The 19,392-nt window shown below is 33.0% G+C and carries 19 protein-coding genes; 9 read left to right on the forward strand and 10 right to left on the reverse strand.

Features of this window, described 5'->3' with window-relative positions; all coding sequences use genetic code 11:
• The first annotated feature begins 39 nt into the window (after positions 1 to 39).
• Positions 40 to 741, forward strand: coding sequence for a DUF4294 domain-containing protein (locus IGB25_RS04825; protein ID WP_211066399.1), 702 nt, complete (start codon positions 40 to 42; stop codon positions 739 to 741).
• Positions 742 to 796: 55 nt separating this feature from the next.
• Here the strand turns inward: IGB25_RS04825 and IGB25_RS04830 are convergent, their stop codons facing one another.
• The 3 genes from IGB25_RS04830 to IGB25_RS04840 all read right to left on the reverse strand — a co-directional run bounded on the left by IGB25_RS04830 (position 797) and on the right by IGB25_RS04840 (position 4,224).
• Positions 797 to 1,924 (reverse strand): hypothetical protein, encoded by a 1,128-nt coding sequence (locus tag IGB25_RS04830; protein ID WP_211066400.1) that lies wholly within the window; start codon positions 1,922 to 1,924, stop codon positions 797 to 799.
• A 68-nt stretch (positions 1,925 to 1,992) separates the two neighbouring features.
• Positions 1,993 to 3,702: a TonB-dependent receptor gene (locus tag IGB25_RS04835; RefSeq protein WP_211066401.1), complete on the reverse strand. Its 1,710-nt coding sequence runs from the start codon at positions 3,700 to 3,702 to the stop codon at positions 1,993 to 1,995.
• A gap of 132 nt (positions 3,703 to 3,834) precedes the next feature.
• Positions 3,835 to 4,224, reverse strand: a complete 390-nt coding sequence (locus IGB25_RS04840; protein WP_371815947.1) for a hypothetical protein — start codon at positions 4,222 to 4,224, stop codon at positions 3,835 to 3,837.
• Positions 4,225 to 4,604: 380 nt separating this feature from the next.
• Here IGB25_RS04840 and IGB25_RS04845 point away from each other — a divergent pair, with 380 nt between their 5' ends.
• Positions 4,605 to 5,051, forward strand: a complete 447-nt coding sequence (locus IGB25_RS04845) for a CYTH domain-containing protein (protein ID WP_211066402.1) — start codon at positions 4,605 to 4,607, stop codon at positions 5,049 to 5,051.
• A gap of 483 nt (positions 5,052 to 5,534) precedes the next feature.
• Here IGB25_RS04845 and IGB25_RS04850 read toward each other — a convergent pair whose 3' ends face one another.
• The 4 genes from IGB25_RS04850 to IGB25_RS04865 all read right to left on the reverse strand — a co-directional run bounded on the left by IGB25_RS04850 (position 5,535) and on the right by IGB25_RS04865 (position 7,624).
• Positions 5,535 to 5,711, reverse strand: coding sequence for a CAL67264 family membrane protein (locus IGB25_RS04850; protein WP_247653709.1), 177 nt, complete (start codon positions 5,709 to 5,711; stop codon positions 5,535 to 5,537).
• 95 nt (positions 5,712 to 5,806) lie between these two features.
• Positions 5,807 to 6,100 carry a DUF721 domain-containing protein gene (locus IGB25_RS04855; RefSeq protein ID WP_211066403.1) on the reverse strand — a complete coding sequence of 98 codons (294 nt, stop codon included), beginning with the start codon at positions 6,098 to 6,100 and terminating at the stop codon, positions 5,807 to 5,809.
• Positions 6,101 to 6,105: 5 nt separating this feature from the next.
• Positions 6,106 to 6,528, reverse strand: a complete 423-nt coding sequence (locus IGB25_RS04860) for a hypothetical protein (RefSeq protein ID WP_211066404.1) — start codon at positions 6,526 to 6,528, stop codon at positions 6,106 to 6,108.
• Entirely contained in the window at positions 6,515 to 7,624 is a 1,110-nt protein-coding gene (locus tag IGB25_RS04865; protein ID WP_211066405.1) for a DNA replication/repair protein RecF, read from the reverse strand. The genes IGB25_RS04860 and IGB25_RS04865 overlap by 14 nt, the downstream gene beginning before the upstream one ends.
• Positions 7,625 to 8,041: 417 nt before the next feature.
• On the opposite strand from IGB25_RS04865, the gene IGB25_RS15460 reads away from it, so the two are divergent.
• Together IGB25_RS15460 and IGB25_RS04870 are read left to right on the forward strand one after the other, a co-directional pair.
• Complete coding sequence (locus IGB25_RS15460) at positions 8,042 to 8,185, forward strand: hypothetical protein (RefSeq protein ID WP_371815948.1); 144 nt, start codon at positions 8,042 to 8,044, stop codon at positions 8,183 to 8,185.
• Positions 8,186 to 8,190: 5 nt separating this feature from the next.
• Positions 8,191 to 9,387: a rhodanese-like domain-containing protein gene (locus tag IGB25_RS04870; protein ID WP_371815976.1), complete on the forward strand. Its 1,197-nt coding sequence runs from the start codon at positions 8,191 to 8,193 to the stop codon at positions 9,385 to 9,387.
• Between the two features lie 623 nt (positions 9,388 to 10,010).
• Here IGB25_RS04870 and IGB25_RS04875 read toward each other — a convergent pair.
• Entirely contained in the window at positions 10,011 to 10,205 is a 195-nt protein-coding gene (locus tag IGB25_RS04875; RefSeq protein WP_211066406.1) for a hypothetical protein, read from the reverse strand.
• Positions 10,206 to 10,290: 85 nt separating this feature from the next.
• Between IGB25_RS04875 and IGB25_RS15465 the strand changes: the two genes are divergently transcribed.
• The 5 genes from IGB25_RS15465 (at position 10,291) to IGB25_RS04890 (ending at position 15,533) form a co-directional block, all read left to right on the forward strand.
• On the forward strand, positions 10,291 to 10,872 hold the full coding sequence (locus tag IGB25_RS15465; protein ID WP_371815949.1) for a PIG-L family deacetylase: 582 nt from the start codon (positions 10,291 to 10,293) through the stop codon (positions 10,870 to 10,872).
• Positions 10,873 to 10,901: 29 nt separating this feature from the next.
• On the forward strand, positions 10,902 to 11,192 hold the full coding sequence (locus IGB25_RS15470) for a hypothetical protein (protein WP_371815950.1): 291 nt from the start codon (positions 10,902 to 10,904) through the stop codon (positions 11,190 to 11,192).
• 63 nt (positions 11,193 to 11,255) lie between these two features.
• Positions 11,256 to 12,782 (forward strand): hypothetical protein, encoded by a 1,527-nt coding sequence (locus tag IGB25_RS15475; protein ID WP_371815951.1) that lies wholly within the window; start codon positions 11,256 to 11,258, stop codon positions 12,780 to 12,782.
• 103 nt (positions 12,783 to 12,885) lie between these two features.
• On the forward strand, positions 12,886 to 14,565 hold the full coding sequence (locus IGB25_RS04885) for a sodium:solute symporter (protein ID WP_211066407.1): 1,680 nt from the start codon (positions 12,886 to 12,888) through the stop codon (positions 14,563 to 14,565).
• Entirely contained in the window at positions 14,562 to 15,533 is a 972-nt protein-coding gene (locus IGB25_RS04890) for a Gfo/Idh/MocA family protein (RefSeq protein ID WP_211066408.1), read from the forward strand. The genes IGB25_RS04885 and IGB25_RS04890 overlap by 4 nt, the downstream gene beginning before the upstream one ends.
• Before the next feature lie 52 nt (positions 15,534 to 15,585).
• Here IGB25_RS04890 and IGB25_RS04895 read toward each other — a convergent pair whose 3' ends face one another.
• The gene (locus IGB25_RS04895) at positions 15,586 to 16,746 is read right to left on the reverse strand and encodes a 5-(carboxyamino)imidazole ribonucleotide synthase (RefSeq protein ID WP_211066409.1); all 1,161 of its coding nucleotides are present in this window, start codon (positions 16,744 to 16,746) and stop codon (positions 15,586 to 15,588) included.
• Positions 16,747 to 16,863: 117 nt separating this feature from the next.
• On the reverse strand, positions 16,864 to 19,275 hold the full coding sequence (locus IGB25_RS04900; RefSeq protein WP_211066410.1) for a thiamine pyrophosphate-dependent enzyme: 2,412 nt from the start codon (positions 19,273 to 19,275) through the stop codon (positions 16,864 to 16,866).
• Between the last annotated feature and the right edge of the window lie 117 nt (positions 19,276 to 19,392).

Here is a 19,392-nt window from a genome sequence, read left to right on the forward strand (position 1 = left end):
ATAATCTATTTTTGGAATAATTTTTGGTCAACATTAACTATGAAAATTAAATTATTTATCGTTTTGATTTGGTGTGGTGTTTATCAAGTTATAAATGCACAGGTAGAGGATTACTCACCAACTTCTGCACCTAAAAAAATGATTATTATTGAACGCGACTCTTTAGTGGTTAATGAAATCACTTTAGACGAAGTTATAGTGTTTCAACCTTTAAAGTTTGACTCCAAATCTGAAATGCGAAATTATCTGATTTTGAGAAGAAAGACTAGAAAGGTTTGTACTTATGCTGTTTTGGTCGCTGATAGACTTGAAAAACTCAATGCTAGATTAGAAACATTAGACTCTAAACGAAAAAAAAGACGCTATACTAAACGTATTCAAAAGTATATTGAAGGCAAGTTTACCGATCAGTTAAAAAAGCTTACCAAAACTGAAGGACAAATATTGGTTAAACTCATGCACAGACAAACGGGCATTACTACTTTTGATTTGGTTAAAGAACTAAAAAGTGGATGGCGTGCGTTTTGGTACAATACCACGGCAAGTTTGTTTAATATTTCACTTAAAGAAGAATACAATCCTTATGAGGTGAAAGAAGACTACCTTATCGAAGATATTTTGCAACGCTCTTTTAAAGATGGTGTTTTAGAAAAACACGAGCCTGCTTTTGAAATTGATTATTTGGATCTCTTAGAGCTATGGCAAAACAACAAATCACATCCCAAAGAAAAAGTTGATTAATGATATATAAAAAAATATTGTAGTAATAAAAAAAAATATAACTAAGCAAATTCAATCAAAACAAACCTTCAAATAGATTAGAGATATCGTCTCTTATACTTGAATTAACACCTGCAAGAAGGGCAACCGATATTAATAGCCCAGCCATAGCAGAACCAAAATCTTTTAGCACAAGATTGAAAGCTTTCTTCTTATGTTTATTGCCTTTTTTCTTTCTAGCAAAACTTATAGCAATTTCTCGCCCACCGATAATACCTAAAAATATCCAAGTCGTACTCATTGGAATATTTGAGATAAATAGCTTATAAATTAATAAAATAACATAAGAAAAATCAACCAAGGTAGCCGCTCTTACGTCTGATATTCTAGCTTTTTCACTCACTATTTGTTGAATTTTATCACCCCTAAAATAAAACAGCAACCCAAGTCCTATAAAAATGGTTGCAGAAAAGATTATAAATTGATAAAACTCTAGCTGTCTAGGTAAAAACACTGCAATATTTGCACCATCTTGCATAATCCAAACCGACCATAACGACCCACTTACAGCCCATTGCACATATGTCCAAGCTTTGTTATATTGCCTAGATTTAAAACGCTTTCTGATAAAGTCATAAGCTAAATTCCAAATTAAAAAAGATAAAATAAAGGCTAAAATATAGCCAGTCCAACTTTTATAAACTATTGAAGTTATGCCTGAAGATGAAGCACTAAACACACTCAACAATAAAAATGTAGTTGAAACGGGCATTCTCAACCTTGTCAAAATCAGAAGAACTAATGGTGCTATAATTTGAAAAAACGAAAACTCTTTAGGATGCGGAAACATAAGTCCACCGTCTTCATTTGTAACTTGTAGGCGTTGATAACTTACATCGCCATCATAATAAAAAAAACTAAAACAAACTGTAGCTAAAAATATGATCCCGATAAACAACCAAAGATACCACCATTTCTTGTCTGAATTACTTTCTATAAACGTCCCAATGGTTTGAATACTATCGTTGGCTACGGCAGCGTAAGCGACAAACATGAAACCTATCCACATCGCAATTTGCCAGTTGTAAGCTGTAGAAGCACCAGCTAAAATAAAACCAACAATAACAATAATAATAAAAGTTTTTTCTTCTATAAAAATATCAAAAAGCCGAAAATTTGGTCTTGTTTTATAATTCTTCCCCATGATTATTGAATGACATCGCAAATCTAAGTTGACAGAATGTATTTAATGTTTCTAAAACGTTAAGAAATTTACCAATCAAATTGATAGGATAAACCGCCAAGAACTTGCAGACCTTGCACTTTGAAATTTCGCCACTGCTCATAATTGTCATCAAGTAAGTTTTGTCCAGAAACAAAAAATCCGAGACGTTCTGAAAATTGGTATTCAACACCAAAATTTAAATCCACAAAACTATCAACGGTTTCAGAAACTAAGCCAATGCCATCAAAGGGTAAAATTGCATATTGCAGACTCTTACGCTCACCAACAAAAAACAGTGTAGAGTGCAAATACCACTTCTCGCCTATTTGATAATTGGCATTGACATCAACTTTAAATTCTGGAAGATAAGTTGCTTCAGGTAAATTATCAACTGAGTAATTAAAATAATGTGCTGAAAGTCCAACATTAAAGTCATCAAATGCGGCGTAGTTGACTTCTGCATTTATGCCAAGAGTTGACAAGTCGTCATAGGCTAATCCAAATGAATTAGAATATTCATAATTATTGGTTGGCATGAATGGAGCAAAACCATACACATCGAGGTTTTCTATAAAAAAAGCATAGTCGTTTTCTTGTTTATAAGAGACTTTAAAGTTATAGCTTAAGCTTCCTGTTTTTCCATTTAAACCAGCAAAACCTGTATAGGCATTATCTGTAGGTTGTAAGGATAAAGTTGGCGATACAAATGGGTTTTGGTTGACAATACTTCTGTAAGGATTCTGACTTAAATCACCGTCAGCACCAGCATAAAACATAAGTTCGTCTGTAAATTTGTAAGAGGCTTTAATTTTAGGATAGACAAAAAATTCAGTGTCACTGAGTTCTGTGTCGTTTAAAACTGTGGCTTTAAGACCTAAATCAAGGTTGATATCACCAAACTCAAACTGCATTGAAGGTTGGACAGTCGCCGTAAAAAATCCATAATCAATTCCTTGCTGAGGATCATTAAAAGATTGGTCAAAACTTCCTGATAGGTAATCTAACTTTACACCCAAATCTAATGTTTTTTCAGTTATATAGAATTGAAAATCGCTTGTCAGAGTAATTTGATTTTCTGAAGAATCGTAATCGTCTGAAAAATTTTGAAGATTTAATTTCACATTTTTCAGAAAACTATCTTCAAACTCTAATTGTCCATAAGCTTTTAAACCCAAGTAGGTTTGCAAAGGATCAATAGCTGAAATATCTGTATCAAATAGTTGTATGCTATTGGGTAAAACATTGAGATTTTGTTCATCTATACCGTACCAGTTATATCTTTTATAATCAACACCAATACCAGCATCCCACCTAAAATAGCGTTCAGCTGATTCTAAATTCAAATCTAAATTTGTATCTAAAAAATCATCATCTAAGAGCACATCTTCAATGCCACCAGAAGACGAAAAATGCTCAAACTCTATGTTTAATTTTTTATAGCGGTTAAGCATCAAACTGCCATAAAATTGACCTAAGATGTTGGTGAAATTACCTGCACCTAAACGGGCATAATTTTGATAATTATAAGGCAAAGCTTGTGGTTTTATAGAGCTAGCAGTTCCTTTAACGGGTGTGAAAGTAGAAGCAACAGGAACCGAAAAAATACTGTATTTTACATCTTTTTGACTCTTTGAGATCGAATCTGATACTGAGGGTTTAGATTTTATTTTAAAAGCATCGTTTAGGGTTGGAGAATATTGTTTAATTATTATTAATTTTTCAGCTTTAATAGTATCGTTTCTTCTTTGAGAAAACATTATATAACTGTTAAAAATAAAAACTAATGTTATAAAAAGACTGCTGAATTTCATAGGTTAAATTTTGCAATACAAATATCGCCGATTTGATGTAATACATAACTAAAGAAAGCTCAAAATATTTTAATGTTATCAACTTTTTAAAATATCCTTAAAATTAGGTTTAAAGTAATTTGATCCTTTTAAGACCTTACCATCTTCTCTGTAGATTGGTTTACCGTTCTTGCCTAGCTTACTCATGTTGCTTTTTTGTATTTCGTCAAAAATGGCTTCAATTTTATCTTGCATCCCATGTTCTATAATCGTGCCACAAAGAATGTATAGCATATCTCCCAAAGCATCTGCCACCTCAACTAAGTCGCCTTTTTCTGCAACTTCAAGATATTCTTCATTTTCTTCTTTCATCAAATCAAATCGAAGCTTGTTTTTTTGATGACCTAATGAAGCCGTAGGTTTAAATTTTATACCAAGTCCAAATGCTTTATGAAATTTTGCTACCGCTTGAAGTGGTTTTTGAATCATATATTTTATTTTAGTTGATTTGTAACAATTATTTATCTATTACAAATATAGAATTTTCATAATTAGATCTTCTAAACGATTTTGATTTTTTATTGTAAATCATTTTATATCAATTATTTATCAAATTTACGACATGTTATCGATTTTCAAGCTTTGAAAAGCTTACTTTTGAAATATATATTTTGAGAAATGTTTTCAACGGGACAGTGGATTTTTGCGCTGTTTTTTGTCGTGGCTTTTGTGGTTTTGATGCTTTTTAGTTACAAAAAGGATAAGGTTTTACACAAAAAATATTACAAAGGCAGTTTTTATATTCTACTTGGATTTTTGGACTTTGTGCTGATTTTATTTTTGATGAAATTTTTTCTGAAGTCCTAAATATGCAAACGGAAATTGAACGCAAGTTTTTAGTGAAATCTGATGCTTTTAAAAAAGAAGCTCATAAATCTTATACCATTCGGCAAGGTTTTTTAAATCGCGATCCTGAGCGAACCGTCAGAATTAGAGTTAAAGACAACAAAGGCTTCATAACCGTAAAAGGCATTTCTTCTCAAAACGGTTTGTCTCGCTTAGAATGGGAAAAAGAAATTGATGTAAAAGATGCTCAAGACTTGCTCCAACTTTGTGAAATGCCTATCATTCACAAAACCCGTTATGAGATTGCTATTGATAATCACACTTTTGAAGTTGATGAGTTTCATGCTAAGCATAATGGCTTGGTCATTGCAGAAATTGAACTTCCACACGAGAATGAAAACTTCCCTAAACCCAACTGGTTAGGACAAGAAGTTACGGGCAACAAGGCTTATTATAATTCTCAGCTTTAAGATTGATTATTAAACACAAGCCTTCAACTTTATTTGTGAATTTATAGCTTTTTTTGTTACGAATGCACTATTATTTTTATTCAAGAATTGTTTTTTATGAAGCCACGAATGCACTAATGTTGGTTTTTTGAGCCACGAATGCACTAATGAATTTTTTTTAAATGCCACGAATGCACTAATGTTGGTTTTTATGAAGCCACGAATGCACTAATGTTGGTTTTTATGAAGCCACGAATGCACTAATGAATTTTTTTTAAATGCCACGAATGCACTAATGTTGGTTTTTATGAAGCCACGAATGCACTAATGAATTTTTTTTAAATGCCACGAATGCACTAATGATTTTTTTTTAAATGCCACGAATGCACTAATGTTGTTTTTTATGAAGCCACGAATGCACTAATATTGTTTTTTTGAGCCACGAATGTGCTGATGATTTAAAAAAAACATTCAACAGAATAAAATTGGTAATCTCAAAATTTTCTAAACTCTACCTTTTAAGGCATCGAACACCCAGGCAATAGCAAAAAAACCAATGCCAACTGTCGCGAAACCCCAACCAGCAACGTCTTCATATTTGAAAGCACCAAGACCGATGAGACCTAAACCTACAATTATCATGATTAAAGTCGCCCAACCTAAAACGGTATTTTTATTCATCATTGCCATATACTAATTGTGTTTTATATCAATTTAATGTTAAGCAAATGTAAGGATAATATTTAATATTTTTTACTATTAGGATTTTTACCTGACTAACTTAAAACTATTTTTTTAATCAATTGTTGCCCTAAACTTTCATTTAAATTTTTGATAATTTGAGATTTACCATAGCTTAACTCTTCACGCAAAACGGCGGAAGATAATCTGACAAATAAGGTGTTTCTATCGAGATGGATTTTGGTGGTATATTTGTCTATAGCTGGTCCCATTTGGTCTTTCCAAGCACGTTGAACTTCAATTTGGTTTAAACCATTGTTGAGTCCTTTTTTATCAGTGAATATTTTTAAGAGTTCACTTAGTTTCTTGGTGTTGTATTCGTTGTCCATAATAATTACTCGGTGATGTTTATGGGTTTAAATCTTTTGTAAGTGTAGAGAAAGTCTTTCTCATTTTTTATGAGCATCAAACTGTCATTAAGGCTTAAAATGGTTTCTTTCCAAGTGTCGTAAGGCGTTTTGTATTGAAGTTTTAAACTGTCGTTTTCGTTGATGATTTTAAATTCTTCTAAGGCTTTTGTGGTTTTGTAGTTGCCGTTTAGGTCGGGTTTTAGTTTTTTTCGAAAACCCAAACTGTCTTTAATTTCAAAATAATCAACTTGTGTGTTGATGCTGTAAATGATATTTTTACCATAAGGGTTTTGGGCTTGAACAATTTCCCAATAACCGTTCAAGTGTTTTAATTCAACCGAATTTTTCTCTTTTTGACAAGAGGTTAACAGAAAAGATAAAACAAAAATTATTTTAAAGACTTTCATAAGCAAATTTAAATTGGTTTAAGTTAATCATTTTATATTGCTTGGCGTGAGCTTTGACTACGTTTTCGGTTCTTTCGGGATGTGTATCGCTGATAAACATTTGTCCTAAATCTTGTTGAGTAACCATGTTGACAATATGCTTGACACGGTTTTCGTCCAATTTATCAAAAATATCGTCTAAAAGCAAGATTGGATTTAAACCTTGACTGCCTTTTAAATAGTCGTATTTGGCAAATTTTAGGGCAACGAGATATGATTTTTGCTGTCCTTGTGAGCCAAATTTTTTAACGGGATAATTTTTGATATCAAACAATAAATCGTCTTTATGCGTACCAACGCTGGTGTATTGCAATGCCATATCTTTTTGTAGATGCTTTTCAAATAAATCTTGAAAAGATCGCTCGTGCAATTGACTTTTGTAAGTGATTTGAATAGGCTCGTCTTTTTGGCAAATCTCTTGGTAACGCTGGGTTAAAATGGTTTCAAAATCTTTGATAAATTGATTTCGAGCATCATAAATATATTGCCCTAAATCTTGCATTTGTTCGTTATAAACCGTCAAAGTAGTGTTGTCAAAGGTACGATTGGTCGCAAAATATTTTAATAAAGCGTTGCGTTGAGATAAAATCTTATTGTATTTAATAAGTTTGTTTAAGTAAACTTTATCGACTTGAGAAATCACACTATCCATAAATTTTCGTCGCACATCACTGCCTTCTAAAATCAAATCTCTATCGGTTGGCGAAACAATCACAACGGGGATAAATCCGATATGTTCACTCAATTTATCATAAGCTTTGGCGTTGCGTTTTACAATTTTTTTATCTCCTTTTTTAAAAGAGACAATAATGTTTTCAGTTTTGGATTGACGTTCAAATTGACCATCAATGACAAAAAAATCTTGACCGTGCTGAATATTTTGACTGGTGATCGGGTTGAAATAACTCTTGGTATAAGCCAAATGATAAATACTATCTAAAATATTGGTTTTGCCTTTGCCGTTTTCGCCAACAATGCAGTTGATTTTTGAATCAAATTTATATTCGAATGCCTCAAAATTTTTATAATGAAGTAAAGACAAAGATTTTAAAATCATAGAAATTAGAAATGTTTATAATTATTCAAAACTACAAATTATAGTTTATTAGGTCTATGAAATAAATCAATTATAAATATTAATTTTTTTTTAAAAAGTCATGAAAAGTATAAAGACTGTAAAAGCACTTAAAACATCGGATGAGCTTCACGAAAACCAAACCAATATTTAGCTATATCAGGTAGGTTATATGATTATCAAATCAAGGCCTAACATATGCTAAAGATAATGCAACAAATACTATCAAAAACAAGTGTTTTGGTTGAAAAAAGCATTTGAATTGACCTATTCTTGCTTAGCCTAAACATAACCGAACTCACGCATTTATCAAATTTTTAATTGATTAGAGTCATTTTTTATCACCAATAAAACCTATTTTATTCAAAGCTTTGTAAATTTGTAGTAAAATTTTTTAAAATGCACATTGAACAATTTAAAGATTATAGTCTTTCTCATTATTCTTATGCAATAGTTTGTGGAGATTTGATTGCCTTGGTGGATCCGAGTAGAAATCCACTACCCTACTACAAATTTGCAGAGCAGACAAGGCTAAAATTGTAGCAGTTATAGAAACTCATCCCCATGCTGATTTTGTAAGTAGCCATTTACAAATTCACAAGGAAACAGGTGCTATAATATACGTTAGTAAATTTTTAAACGCAGATTATCCTCATGAAACTTTTGATGATGACGATGAATTTAATTTAAATCACGTTAATTTTTCAGCAATCAATACGCCAGGACATTCGCCAGATAGTATTTGTGTTCTCACTAAAGATACACAGACGCATAAGCAAGTTTTGTTTTCAGGTGACACTTTATTTGTTGGCAATGTAGGACGCCCCGACCTCAGAGAAAATTCAGGTGATATGAAAGCCACTAGAATTTCCTTGGCTAAAGATATGTATCACAGCATTCAAAATAAATTTAATCCGTTAGATGATGACGTTATTGTATATCCAGCTCATGGTGCTGGAAGCTTGTGTGGAAAAAATATGAGCAACAAACCTTATACCACCTTAGGTAACGAACGTATTACTAATTGGGCTTTTAAAAAACAAACAAAAGAACATTTTGTAGAAGAATTATTATCTGATCAACCTTTTGTGCCAAGTTATTTTGGTTTTAATGTTGAATTAAACAAAGCTGGAGCTGATGATTTTATGAAAAATGTGTGGTCTATACCGCTTCGTTTAAAAGTGAATCGTATAGAAGATGATGCTTTAGTTGTTGATGTGCGAAATGAAGATGTTTTTAAATCAGGTCATTTACCTAACAGTGTCAACATCATGGCACGTAGCGAAAATGATAAATTTGAGACTTGGTTAGGCTCAGTAATAGAACCCAACGAAAAATTTCACATTGTAATCCAAAGTGTTGAAAACTATCAAAATATTTTAGAGCGAGTAGCAAAAATTGGATATGAAAGTCAGATTCTATCTGTTGTGACTTTAGATGATAAAAATCTTAAAAAAGACCTGAATTTAGACCTTGATCACTTCAAGTCAAACACTGATAAATATACAGTTATTGATATCAGAAATGAAAGCGAAACAAAACAAGGAATGATTTTTGAAAATGCACTACATTATCCGCTTGACAAGCTAAGAGCATCTGCACAAGACATTGCCACAGACAAACCTATTGTAGTTCATTGTCTTGCTGGCTACAGAAGTGCTACTGGTTATACCATATTAAACAAAGCAAAACCAAATGCAGAAGTTTATGATTTAAGCTTTGCCATCGAAGAATTTAAATCATAAGCCATACAAAATGTTAAATTGAATATTTTAATCATCCTTGTTGAAATCAATCTGAGAAAAGATTTAAAATGGATTAATCAATTTGTTGGAACTCAAATAATCAAGCCTATTTTTGTATAAGAAAATTGAGATTGCCGTTATGCTTACCAATGGTTTTAAAAAAACGCAAAAAGTTTGAATTTATATATCAAGCAATTTAAATCGATTTTAAAAACATCTAAAAACAAAAACATTTTTTAACATCTATTTTCAAAATATAATATTGGGAAAAAATTAAAGAATGGCTCAATATTGCTGAATGAAACCAATTAACCATAAAATATAAAACAGTTTAAACCGTTAAGAATAAAAATACTGATTATAAAATTTTGTATTTTTTTTTGGTTTTAGACGCAACTATTCTATCTTTTTTAACTCTATTGAGTAAAACCAAACTATGTATTGGATAATAATTTTATCAATTTTACTTCTCATCAATGCAATTTTACTTAAATTTAGTTGCAATAATTGTTCACAAAGTACTTGTAAAAAACCAAAATTTAATATGCCAGAAAAAAATGAGTATATTTCTCAACCTGTTATGGCAGATAAATAGATAATTCTTCAAATTTTTCGGTTTATAATTATAAAGAATTAAAAAAGCACTTGATAAATTTTTCTTCAAGTAGTATATTTCTAAACAAATTTTTAGATTGTGTATAATCAAAGGCATCTTTGATATAAACATTGATAATGCTTTTTTTATAAAGTCTTTCTGCTGAAGTTTGATGGTATGAATGTAAATTTGAATAAAAATTAAATATTTTACTGCAATTCATTTTTAGTTCAGACCTGATAAAGTTAAAGAAACCTAAACATCAATCCAACTCGACTAAAGCTATTATATTTGAAACTAAAAATTTTATGCAAATACGGTTTTGGTTTCTTCTGTTGTGTTGTCATTTTTCATTTCTTTCAGCTCAGTCGCCATCTAAACCAAACGCTGTAGAAATTTATAGAGACTTAAAAGGTCTAAACTTTCTCGGCACAGTTCTTTACGTTGCCGCACATCCTGACGATGAAAATACCAGATTAATCTCTTATTTTTCTAATAAAGTTCACGCTCAAACTTATTATCTCGCACTTACACGTGGCGACGGCGGTCAAAATCTTTTAGGCTCTGACTTAAAAGAAGCTTTGGGACTTATCCGCACGCAAGAGTTGCTCAAAGCACGTTCCATTGATGGCGGTCAACAACGCTTTACTCGAGCCATTGATTTTGGCTATTCTAAATCGCCAGAAGAAACACTCAATATCTGGAATAAAGACAGCATACTTCACGATATGGTTTGGACGATAAGAAACATAAAACCCGATGTTATAATCAACCGTTTCGACCACCGCACTCCAGGCACGACGCATGGTCATCATACGGCTTCTGCTATGTTGAGTTTAGAAGCTTTTGATTTGGCAAAGCAGATTCAAATCAATTTAAAAACCAATTAAAATCTACTCAAACTTGGCAAGCCAAACGTTTGTTTTTTAACTCCTCATGGCGGTTTTATGGCAGTCAAAAAGCTTTTAAAAAAGCTGATAAATCTAATCTAATGTCTTTTGATATTGGCGAATATTATCCTGATTTGGGATTGTCTAATTCTGAAATTGTCGCTCTTAGCCGAAGTCAACACAAATCACAAGCGTTTGGCAACACGCCAAGACGCGGAGAACAATTAGAATATCTCGAGATCATCAAAGGTGATTTGCCTGATAATCAAAATATTTTTGAAGGCGTTGATACGTCATGGAATCGCGTTAAAGGTGGCTAACCTATACAACAACTTGTTGAAAAGATTATCGCTAATTACGATTTTTCTAAACCTTTCCAAAGCGTGCCAGATTTAGTCAAAGCGTATCAGTTTATTCAAAACTTAGACAATGAACACTGGAAACGCATTAAAACTCAGCAAATCAAATCCATTATCAAGGCTTGTCTTGGTTTATATATTGAAAGTATCAGCGAAAATGCTTATGCAAACTCAAATGAAAATATTAAAGTCAATACAGAAATTATCAACCGTAGTCCAATTGATGTCAAACTCTTAGATATTAAAATGGATTCAGAGAGTTTGTTTTCAAACAAAACAACATTAAAAAACAATCAAGCGGTTTACAAGACTTTTAATGTCGATATTGACAATAAAAACACTTTACCCTATTGGCTAAATTTACCACCAAAAAAAGGACTTTATCAAGTTACAAACCCCAATTTAATAGGTTTGCCCGAAACACCAAATCCTTATCAGTTGAAGTATAATCTTGAAATAGAAAACACAGATATTACTTTTTATTCTGATGTGGTTTATAAATACAATGATCCCATTAATGGAGAAGTATTTGAAAATTTTGAAATTCTGCCAAAAATATCTATTAAACCTTTAAAAGAAGTAGCGATTTTCAAAAATGGAAATTCAAATAATTTTAGAGTTCAAATAAAATCTTACACCAAATCTTTTAATGGTAAAGTAAGTTTAGATTTACCAAAATCTTGGAAAGTTGAACCTCAATATTATGATGTCAAATTGACTGAATTAGATGAAACTAAAACTTTTGATTTTAAAATCACACCGCCTAAAAACACTGAAAAAGTTGATGCTAAAATTCTAGTTCAATCTAATGACGAAACGTTTTCTAAACACGTTAAAACTTTAGAATACAATCATATTCCCAAACAAGTTTATGCACAGGAAGCCAAAAGTGCTTTGGTCAACATCAAAATCAATCCAGGTGTAAAAAATATCGGATACATCAAAGGTGCTGGCGACAAGATTCCAGATAATCTAAAAAGCCTTGGTTACAATGTTGAAATGATTGATTTAAAAAAGATTTACATGCCTGAAAATTTAAAACATTTTGACGCCATCATTTTAGGCATCAGAGCTTTTGATACCGAAGAACAGCTTATCACAAAAAATGAAATTTTATTTGATTATGTCAAGCAAGGCGGAACTCTAATCACGCAATACACCACAACCTATGGTTTATTGACTGATAAAATTTCACCCTTAAAATTAAATTTATCTCGAAACAGAGTGACTGACGAAACAGCTGAAGTTCAGTTTATTGATAAAAATCATAAAGTGCTGAATTACCCCAATCAAATCACAGCAGAAGACTTTGACGGTTGGGTTCAAGAGCGTGGTTTATATTTTCCAGACCAATGGGACAAAGCTTTTCAACCCATTTTAAAAATTCAAGACTACGACGACAAGCCGACAAAAGGTAGTTTAATTGTTGCTCAATATGGTGATGGTTACTATATTTACACGGGTTTAAGTCTTTTTAGACAATTGCCCGCAGGTGTTCCAGGTGCGTTCAGATTATTATCTAATTTGCTATCAATCAACTCTAATGAATAAGCCCAAGTCATATCGGTGGAAACGGTTTTATACCATTGTTTTAGTGGCTAATCTTGTTTACATTCTTTTGATGTATTGGCTGATGACCGCTTTAAACTAAAGTATGCATTATATAGATATCATTGTGATGGTTGTCAGTATTGCTTTTATAGTGATATATGGCACATATAAAACCAAAAAAAGCCAAAACGTTCAAGACTATATAAAAAGTGATAATGATGCCCGTTGGTGGACCGTTGGAATATCAGTAATGACCACACAAGCCGATGCTATTACTTTTTTATCTACGCCTGGTCAAGCCTATGATGATGGAATGGGTTTTGTTCAGTTTTACTTTGGTTTGCCTATTGCGATGGTGATTATTTGTATGTTTTTTATTCCTATCTATCATCGATTAAAAGTTTACACCGCTTATGAATATCTCGAAAGCCGTTTTGACAAAAAAACACGAACGCTCACAGCTTTGCTCTTTCTAACACAACGAGGACTTTCGGCTGGTATAACCATTTTTGCCCCAGCTATTATTCTTTCAGCCGTTTTGGGTTGGGATTTATTTACGCTCAATATCATCATCGGGATTTTGGTGATTATTTATACCGTTTCAGGTGGCACACGGGCAGTTAGCGTTACTCAAAAACAACAGATGGCTGTGATTTTTTCTGGAATGATCATTGCTTTTTTTGTGATTTTAAGTTATCTACCAGAAAACATCAATTTTAATAATGCCTTAGAAATTGCTTCCTCGAGTGGCAAAATGGAAATCTTAAATTTTGATTTTGATTTCAATCAACGTTACACCGTTTGGAGTGGATTGATCGGTGGAACTTTTTTGGCACTCTCCTATTTTGGCACAGACCAAAGTCAAGTTCAACGGTATTTAACCGCCAAATCGGTTAAGCAAAGTCAGATTGGAATGCTGTTTAATGCCTTGCTTAAAGTGCCGATGCAGTTTTTTATTCTACTGGTTGGTATTATGGTTTTTGTCTTTTATCAATTCAATACCGCACCGCTCAATTTTAATCCTGTCGCCGAAAATGCGGTTAATGAAAGTGAATACAAAACCGATTATCAACATATCAACAACAAGTTAGAGCAAAATTTTGAGCATAAAAAATCGCTTTTTGCACAAATGAATTCTAAAGATATTACAGATGCTCAATTTGAAAATCTTAAAACTCAACTGGCTCAAGCCAATGTTAACGAAAAAGAATTAAGAGAAAATGCTAAAGCTGTCATTAAGCAAGCAAATGATACTGTAGAAACCAATGACACAGATTATGTTTTTATCCATTTCATACTCAACAATTTACCGCGTGGTTTGATTGGTTTGCTTTTAGTCGCCATTCTCTCAGCGGCGATGTCTTCAACAGCCTCTGAATTAAACGCTTTAGCCTCAACCACGGCGATAGACTTGTATAAAAGAAATGTCAAAACAACTAAAACCGATATGCATTTTGTGAATATTTCAAAGCTTTTTACATTACTTTGGGGCATTATTGCTATTACTGTGGCTTGTCTTGCCCCGTTGTTTGACAACTTAATTGAATTAGTCAACATTATAGGTTCTATATTTTATGGCAATGTTTTGGGTATTTTTCTCTTGGCATTTTTCATCAAATATGTCAAATCCGTAGCGACTTTTTGGGCAGCGATTATCACTCAAATCATTGTGATTGTTGGATATTATTTTGACATTATGCCATATTTATGGCTAAATTTGTTTGGTTGTGCATTGGTAATCGGCATCGCTTTAGCTATTCAAACTCTAAACCGAAAATTATGAAAACTTATAAATGGGGCATTTTAGGCTTAGGAAAAATTGCTCATAAATTTGCAAATGACCTACAAACGGTTAAAAATGCAGAACTTTACGCCGTAGGTTCACGCACACAAAACAAAGCTGACGAATTTGCCACAAAGCACAAAGCCTCAAAAGCCTATGGCAGCTATGAACAATTGATTAAAGACCCCGATATTGACGTGGTTTATATTGCCACACCACATGTTTTTCACAAAGCCAATACTATTGCCGTTTTAAAATCAGGCAAAGCCGTATTGTGTGAAAAAGCTTTTGCGATGAATCACAATGAAGTTGAAGACATGATTCGCACGGCTCAAGACAACCACGTGTTTTTGATGGAAGCTTTATGGACTAATTTTATGCCGACGATTAAAACCATAAAAGAATTTCAAGATAAAAAGACTTACGGAAACATTAAAAATATTCAAGCTGAGTTTTGTTTTAAAGCCCCTTTTGACCCAAATAAACGTTTATTTAATCCCAAATTAGGCGGTGGATCTTTGTTGGATATTGGGATTTATCCTGTTTATTTGGCTTTAAAACTCCTCGGAAAACCAAACCATATTTCAGCAGAAAGCAAACTATCAACTACTGGTGTCGATTTAGAAACTAAAATAGTTTTTGAATACAACAATAATGTAAAAGCTGACTTGTTTTGCAGTTTTGATCAAACGAGAGAAAATTTTGCTTTCATTGAATTTGAAAAAGCAAAAATAAAATTAGGACCGCGTTTTCACGAAACCGATAAGCTCAGTATCGTAACAAATGATAAAACAATAGATAGAGATTTCAACTATCAAGCCAAAGGCTATCATTTTGAAATTGCCCACGTTCAAGAGTGTTTAGAGCAAGGCTTCACCGAAAGTCCGTTGATGCCTTTTGAGTTTTCTTTAGAACTCATAAAAACTTTAGATAAAATCAGAGCGATTGTTGGGTTGGAATATGAATGATAAATGACACATCTCAATCAGATGATTTATCAATTGAAGTAAATTAATTCTTTTAATCTTTAGAAATCACTTTTATCCAATTTTTAACCTGTTCTGCCATTTGACGAGCCACATCTATATCTTTATCAACTATAGTGATATGCCCCATTTTGCGAAATGGTCGGGTTTGAGTTTTACCGTAAATGTGTGGAACGACGCCTTTTAATGCTAAAATCTTGTCGATATTTTTATAATAAACATCACCTTCATGGTTTTCATCGCCTACAAGATTGACCATAACCGCTCCAACTTTAGAGTCGGTATTTCCGAGTGGCAAGTCTAAAATAGCTCTAAGATGTTGCTCAAATTGATTGGTATAAGCACCTTCAATACTATAATGTCCTGAATTATGCGGTCGTGGTGCAACTTCGTTAACTAAAATTTTATCCTCTTGAGTTTGAAATAATTCAACCGACAGCAAACCTACGTGTTGAAAAGCATTAGAAACTTTCCTCGCAACTTCCTGAGCTTGATTTGAAACCTCATCACTTATTCTTGCAGGGCAAATCACATACTCTACTTGATTAGCCGTTGGATGAAATTCCATTTCAACTACTGGATAAGTTTTGATTTCACCGCTTACTGAGCGTGCAACAATGACTGCTAATTCATTTTTAAAATTGATTTTTTGCTCTAACAAACAAGGTGTGTCGGGCAAAGCTTTGATGTCTTCTCTATTTTTTAAAATACTCACGCCTCGACCGTCATAACCACCAGTACGGCTTTTCCAAACGATTGGTAATTGAAACTTATCATTTTTGTAATCTTCTTCAATTTCAGATTGAGTTTGATAGCATTTAAAAGGTGAAGTTGGGATTTTATTTTGCTGATAAAATTCTTTTTGAATGCCTTTATCTCGAATTAATTTCAAAGTTTTAGCTGATGGATAAACTTTTTTGCCTTGATTTTCAAGCGTTTCTAAAGCATCAACATTTACATTTTCTATTTCAATGGTTAAAACATCAACATCTTTTGCGAAATTTAAAACCGTATCATAATTCATCAAATCACCTACAACAAATTCGTTGCAAGCTATTTTACAAGGTGCTTCACTGCTTGGGTCTAATACTTTGGTTTGGATATCAAATTTTCGCGTTTCATACAATAACATTTTGCCAAGTTGACCGCCACCAAGGATACCGAGTTTAAAGTTTGAAGAAAAGTAGTCAGGCATTTAAATATTGAATTTGGGTTATAAAAGGTGTTATGCCAACATCTTGATACAATACCGACCTTACCGTCTATATCACTTGATGTGACGCTTTTTTATCGGGTTTCAATTTATAATTATTTAATACAGTTCAGGGTATTTTTCAGGTTTAAACTCATGCATTATGGCGTAAACTTTTTCAAAAATATCTTCAGTTGAAGGTTTTGAAAAATAGTCGCCATCTGTGCCATAAGCTGGGCGATGAGCGTAAGATGTTAATGTTTGTGGTTGACTATCTAAGTAGCGATATGCGTTTTGTTTTTCAATAATATTTTGCAAAATGTAAGATGATGCACCACCTGGAACATCTTCGTCAATGACCAATAAACGATTAGTTTTTTGAACACTTTTCACGATGTCGTGGTTTAAGTCAAACGGTAACAAGGATTGCACATCAATTATTTCAGCATCAATGTCAACTTCTTGTAATTCTTTAGCGACTTGTTGCACAAGTCTGAGCGTTGAGCCATAAGATACTAAAGTGATGTCTTGTCCTTCTTTTAATGTTTCTACAACGCCAACAGGGGTTTTAAATTCACCGAGGTTTGTTGGCATTTTTTCTTTAAGTCGGTAACCATTCAGGCATTCTATAATTAAAGCAGGTTCATCGCTTTCTAAAATGGTGTTGTAAAATCCAGAAGCTTGTGTCATATTTCGAGGCACGAGAACGTTTATACCTCTGACAAGGTTCAAAATACCGCCCATTGGCGAACCACTGTGCCAAATTCCTTCTAAGCGATGACCGCGTGTTCTTACAATCAATGGTGCTTTTTGTTTGCCTTTAGAGCGATAATGGATGGTTGCTAAATCATCACTCATAGTTTGTATGGCGTAGAGCAAATAATCTAAATATTGAATTTCAGCAATGGGACGTAAACCTCTCAATGCCAGACCAATACCTTGACCCAAAATAGTAGCTTCGCGGATGCCTGTATCAGAAACACGAATTTTTCCGTATTTTTTTTGAAGTCCTTCAAGACCTTGATTGACATCGCCAATTTCTCCAGAATCTTCACCAAAAACCAAAGCTTCTGGAATGGTTTCAAATATTTTATCAAAATTATCTCGTAAAATTATTCTTCCATCAACTTCTTTGGCATCATCGTCATATTCAGGTGTGATTGCTTCAATATTAGTTGCTCTCCATTGAGACTGACTATATAAGTGGCTACTGTAATCGGGTTTAACTTCATTAGAAAAGTTTTCAATCCATTGGATAAGCTCATCTTTAGCTTGAAACTGCTCGTGTCTTATATATCGTAAAACTTTTCTTGCTGAAGCGATTACAATAGATTTTAAAGGTTCGTCATTAGATTTTAATTTGTCTATGATAGGTTTTATAAATGAAGAATTTTCAGAGGATTTTACAACCTTATTTAGAATAGATATCAGTTCTTGGCTTGCTGTTTTTGCTCTTTCGCCAAAAGCTTTCCATGCGGCTTGTTTACCTTTTCTGACTTCGCTTTTGATATCTTTTTCTAGCTCATTCAAATCCTCTTCAGTAGCGATGCCATTTGAAATCATCCATTGTCTCATTTGGGCATTACAATCGTATTCACGCTCCCATTTCAATCGTTCTTCAGACTTATAACGTTCGTGTGAACCCGAAGTAGAATGCCCTTGAGGTTGAGTTAATTCAACGACATGAATTAGAACAGGGACATGCTGTTCTCTGGCTATGGTTTCGGCTTTTTGATAAGTCTCAATCAATTCTACATAATCCCAACCTTTAACCACTAAAATTTCATAGCCATTGGTATCTTCTTCTTTTTGAAAACCTTTGAGAATTTCAGAGATATTTTCTTTAGTGGTTTGATGTTTGGCATGCACAGAAATTCCATAATCGTCATCCCAAACACTTATGACCATTGGCACTTGCATCACGCCAGCGGCATTAAAAGTTTCCCAAAATAAGCCTTCGCTGGTACTGGCATTTCCAATGGTTCCCCAAGCAATTTCGTTGCCTTTAACTGAAAATTTATCAGCATTTATGTTTTTTACGGCACGATAGACTTGAGAGGCTTGAGCCAACCCAAGCAATCGTGGCATTTGTCCAGCAGTTGGTGAAATATCAGGGCTTGAATTTTTTTGTTTTGTAAGGTTTTTCCATGCACCATTTTCATCTAAACTGTGACTCATAAAATGACCGCCCATTTGCCGTCCACCAGACATAGGCTCTTGTTTGATATCTGTATTGGCATACAAACCAGCAAAAAACTCTTGGATAGTCAAGTCTCCAATGACCATCATAAAAGTTTGGTCGCGATAATAACCTGAGCGCCAATCTCCGTTTTTGAAAGCCTTAGCCCAAGCAATTTGTGGTACTTCTTTGCCATCGCCAAAAATCCCAAATTTAGCTTTGCCTGTAAGCACCTCTCTTCGCCCTAATAGACTGCATTCTCTACTGGTTACAGCAATTTTATAATCTTCTAAAACTTGTTTTTGAAAGTCTTCAAATGATAATGAACTATCTTGTTGTAAAGTATTCTCCATAACATAAAATATTACAACAAATATACAAAATTTAAAAATATAGGATATTCAATAAAAGGGTTTTTATACTAAATAATTATTAAAATATAATTGATAAACAAGCTGTTTATTGACATT

Source organism: Flavobacterium sp. CS20, assembly GCF_018080005.1.
In the GTDB taxonomy this organism is placed as follows: Bacteria; Bacteroidota; Bacteroidia; order Flavobacteriales; family Flavobacteriaceae; genus Psychroflexus.

Excerpts from the sequence above, each read along its gene's own strand:
- IGB25_RS04825 (WP_211066399.1), top strand. The coding sequence starts at position 40 with ATGAAAATTAAATTATTTATCGTTTTGATTTGGTGTGGTGTTTATCAA.
- IGB25_RS04830 (WP_211066400.1), bottom strand. The coding sequence starts at position 1,924 with ATGGGGAAGAATTATAAAACAAGACCAAATTTTCGGCTTTTTGATATT.
- IGB25_RS04835 (WP_211066401.1), bottom strand. The coding sequence starts at position 3,702 with ATGTTTTCTCAAAGAAGAAACGATACTATTAAAGCTGAAAAATTAATA.
- IGB25_RS04840 (WP_371815947.1), bottom strand. The coding sequence starts at position 4,224 with ATGATTCAAAAACCACTTCAAGCGGTAGCAAAATTTCATAAAGCATTT.
- IGB25_RS04845 (WP_211066402.1), top strand. The coding sequence starts at position 4,605 with ATGCAAACGGAAATTGAACGCAAGTTTTTAGTGAAATCTGATGCTTTT.
- IGB25_RS04850 (WP_247653709.1), bottom strand. The coding sequence starts at position 5,711 with ATGAATAAAAATACCGTTTTAGGTTGGGCGACTTTAATCATGATAATT.
- IGB25_RS04855 (WP_211066403.1), bottom strand. The coding sequence starts at position 6,100 with ATGGACAACGAATACAACACCAAGAAACTAAGTGAACTCTTAAAAATA.
- IGB25_RS04860 (WP_211066404.1), bottom strand. The coding sequence starts at position 6,528 with ATGAAAGTCTTTAAAATAATTTTTGTTTTATCTTTTCTGTTAACCTCT.
- IGB25_RS04865 (WP_211066405.1), bottom strand. The coding sequence starts at position 7,624 with ATGATTTTAAAATCTTTGTCTTTACTTCATTATAAAAATTTTGAGGCA.
- IGB25_RS15460 (WP_371815948.1), top strand. The coding sequence starts at position 8,042 with ATGCACATTGAACAATTTAAAGATTATAGTCTTTCTCATTATTCTTAT.
- IGB25_RS04875 (WP_211066406.1), bottom strand. The coding sequence starts at position 10,205 with ATGAATTGCAGTAAAATATTTAATTTTTATTCAAATTTACATTCATAC.
- IGB25_RS15465 (WP_371815949.1), top strand. The coding sequence starts at position 10,291 with ATGCAAATACGGTTTTGGTTTCTTCTGTTGTGTTGTCATTTTTCATTT.
- IGB25_RS04885 (WP_211066407.1), top strand. The coding sequence starts at position 12,886 with ATGCATTATATAGATATCATTGTGATGGTTGTCAGTATTGCTTTTATA.
- IGB25_RS04890 (WP_211066408.1), top strand. The coding sequence starts at position 14,562 with ATGAAAACTTATAAATGGGGCATTTTAGGCTTAGGAAAAATTGCTCAT.
- IGB25_RS04895 (WP_211066409.1), bottom strand. The coding sequence starts at position 16,746 with ATGCCTGACTACTTTTCTTCAAACTTTAAACTCGGTATCCTTGGTGGC.
- IGB25_RS04900 (WP_211066410.1), bottom strand. The coding sequence starts at position 19,275 with ATGGAGAATACTTTACAACAAGATAGTTCATTATCATTTGAAGACTTT.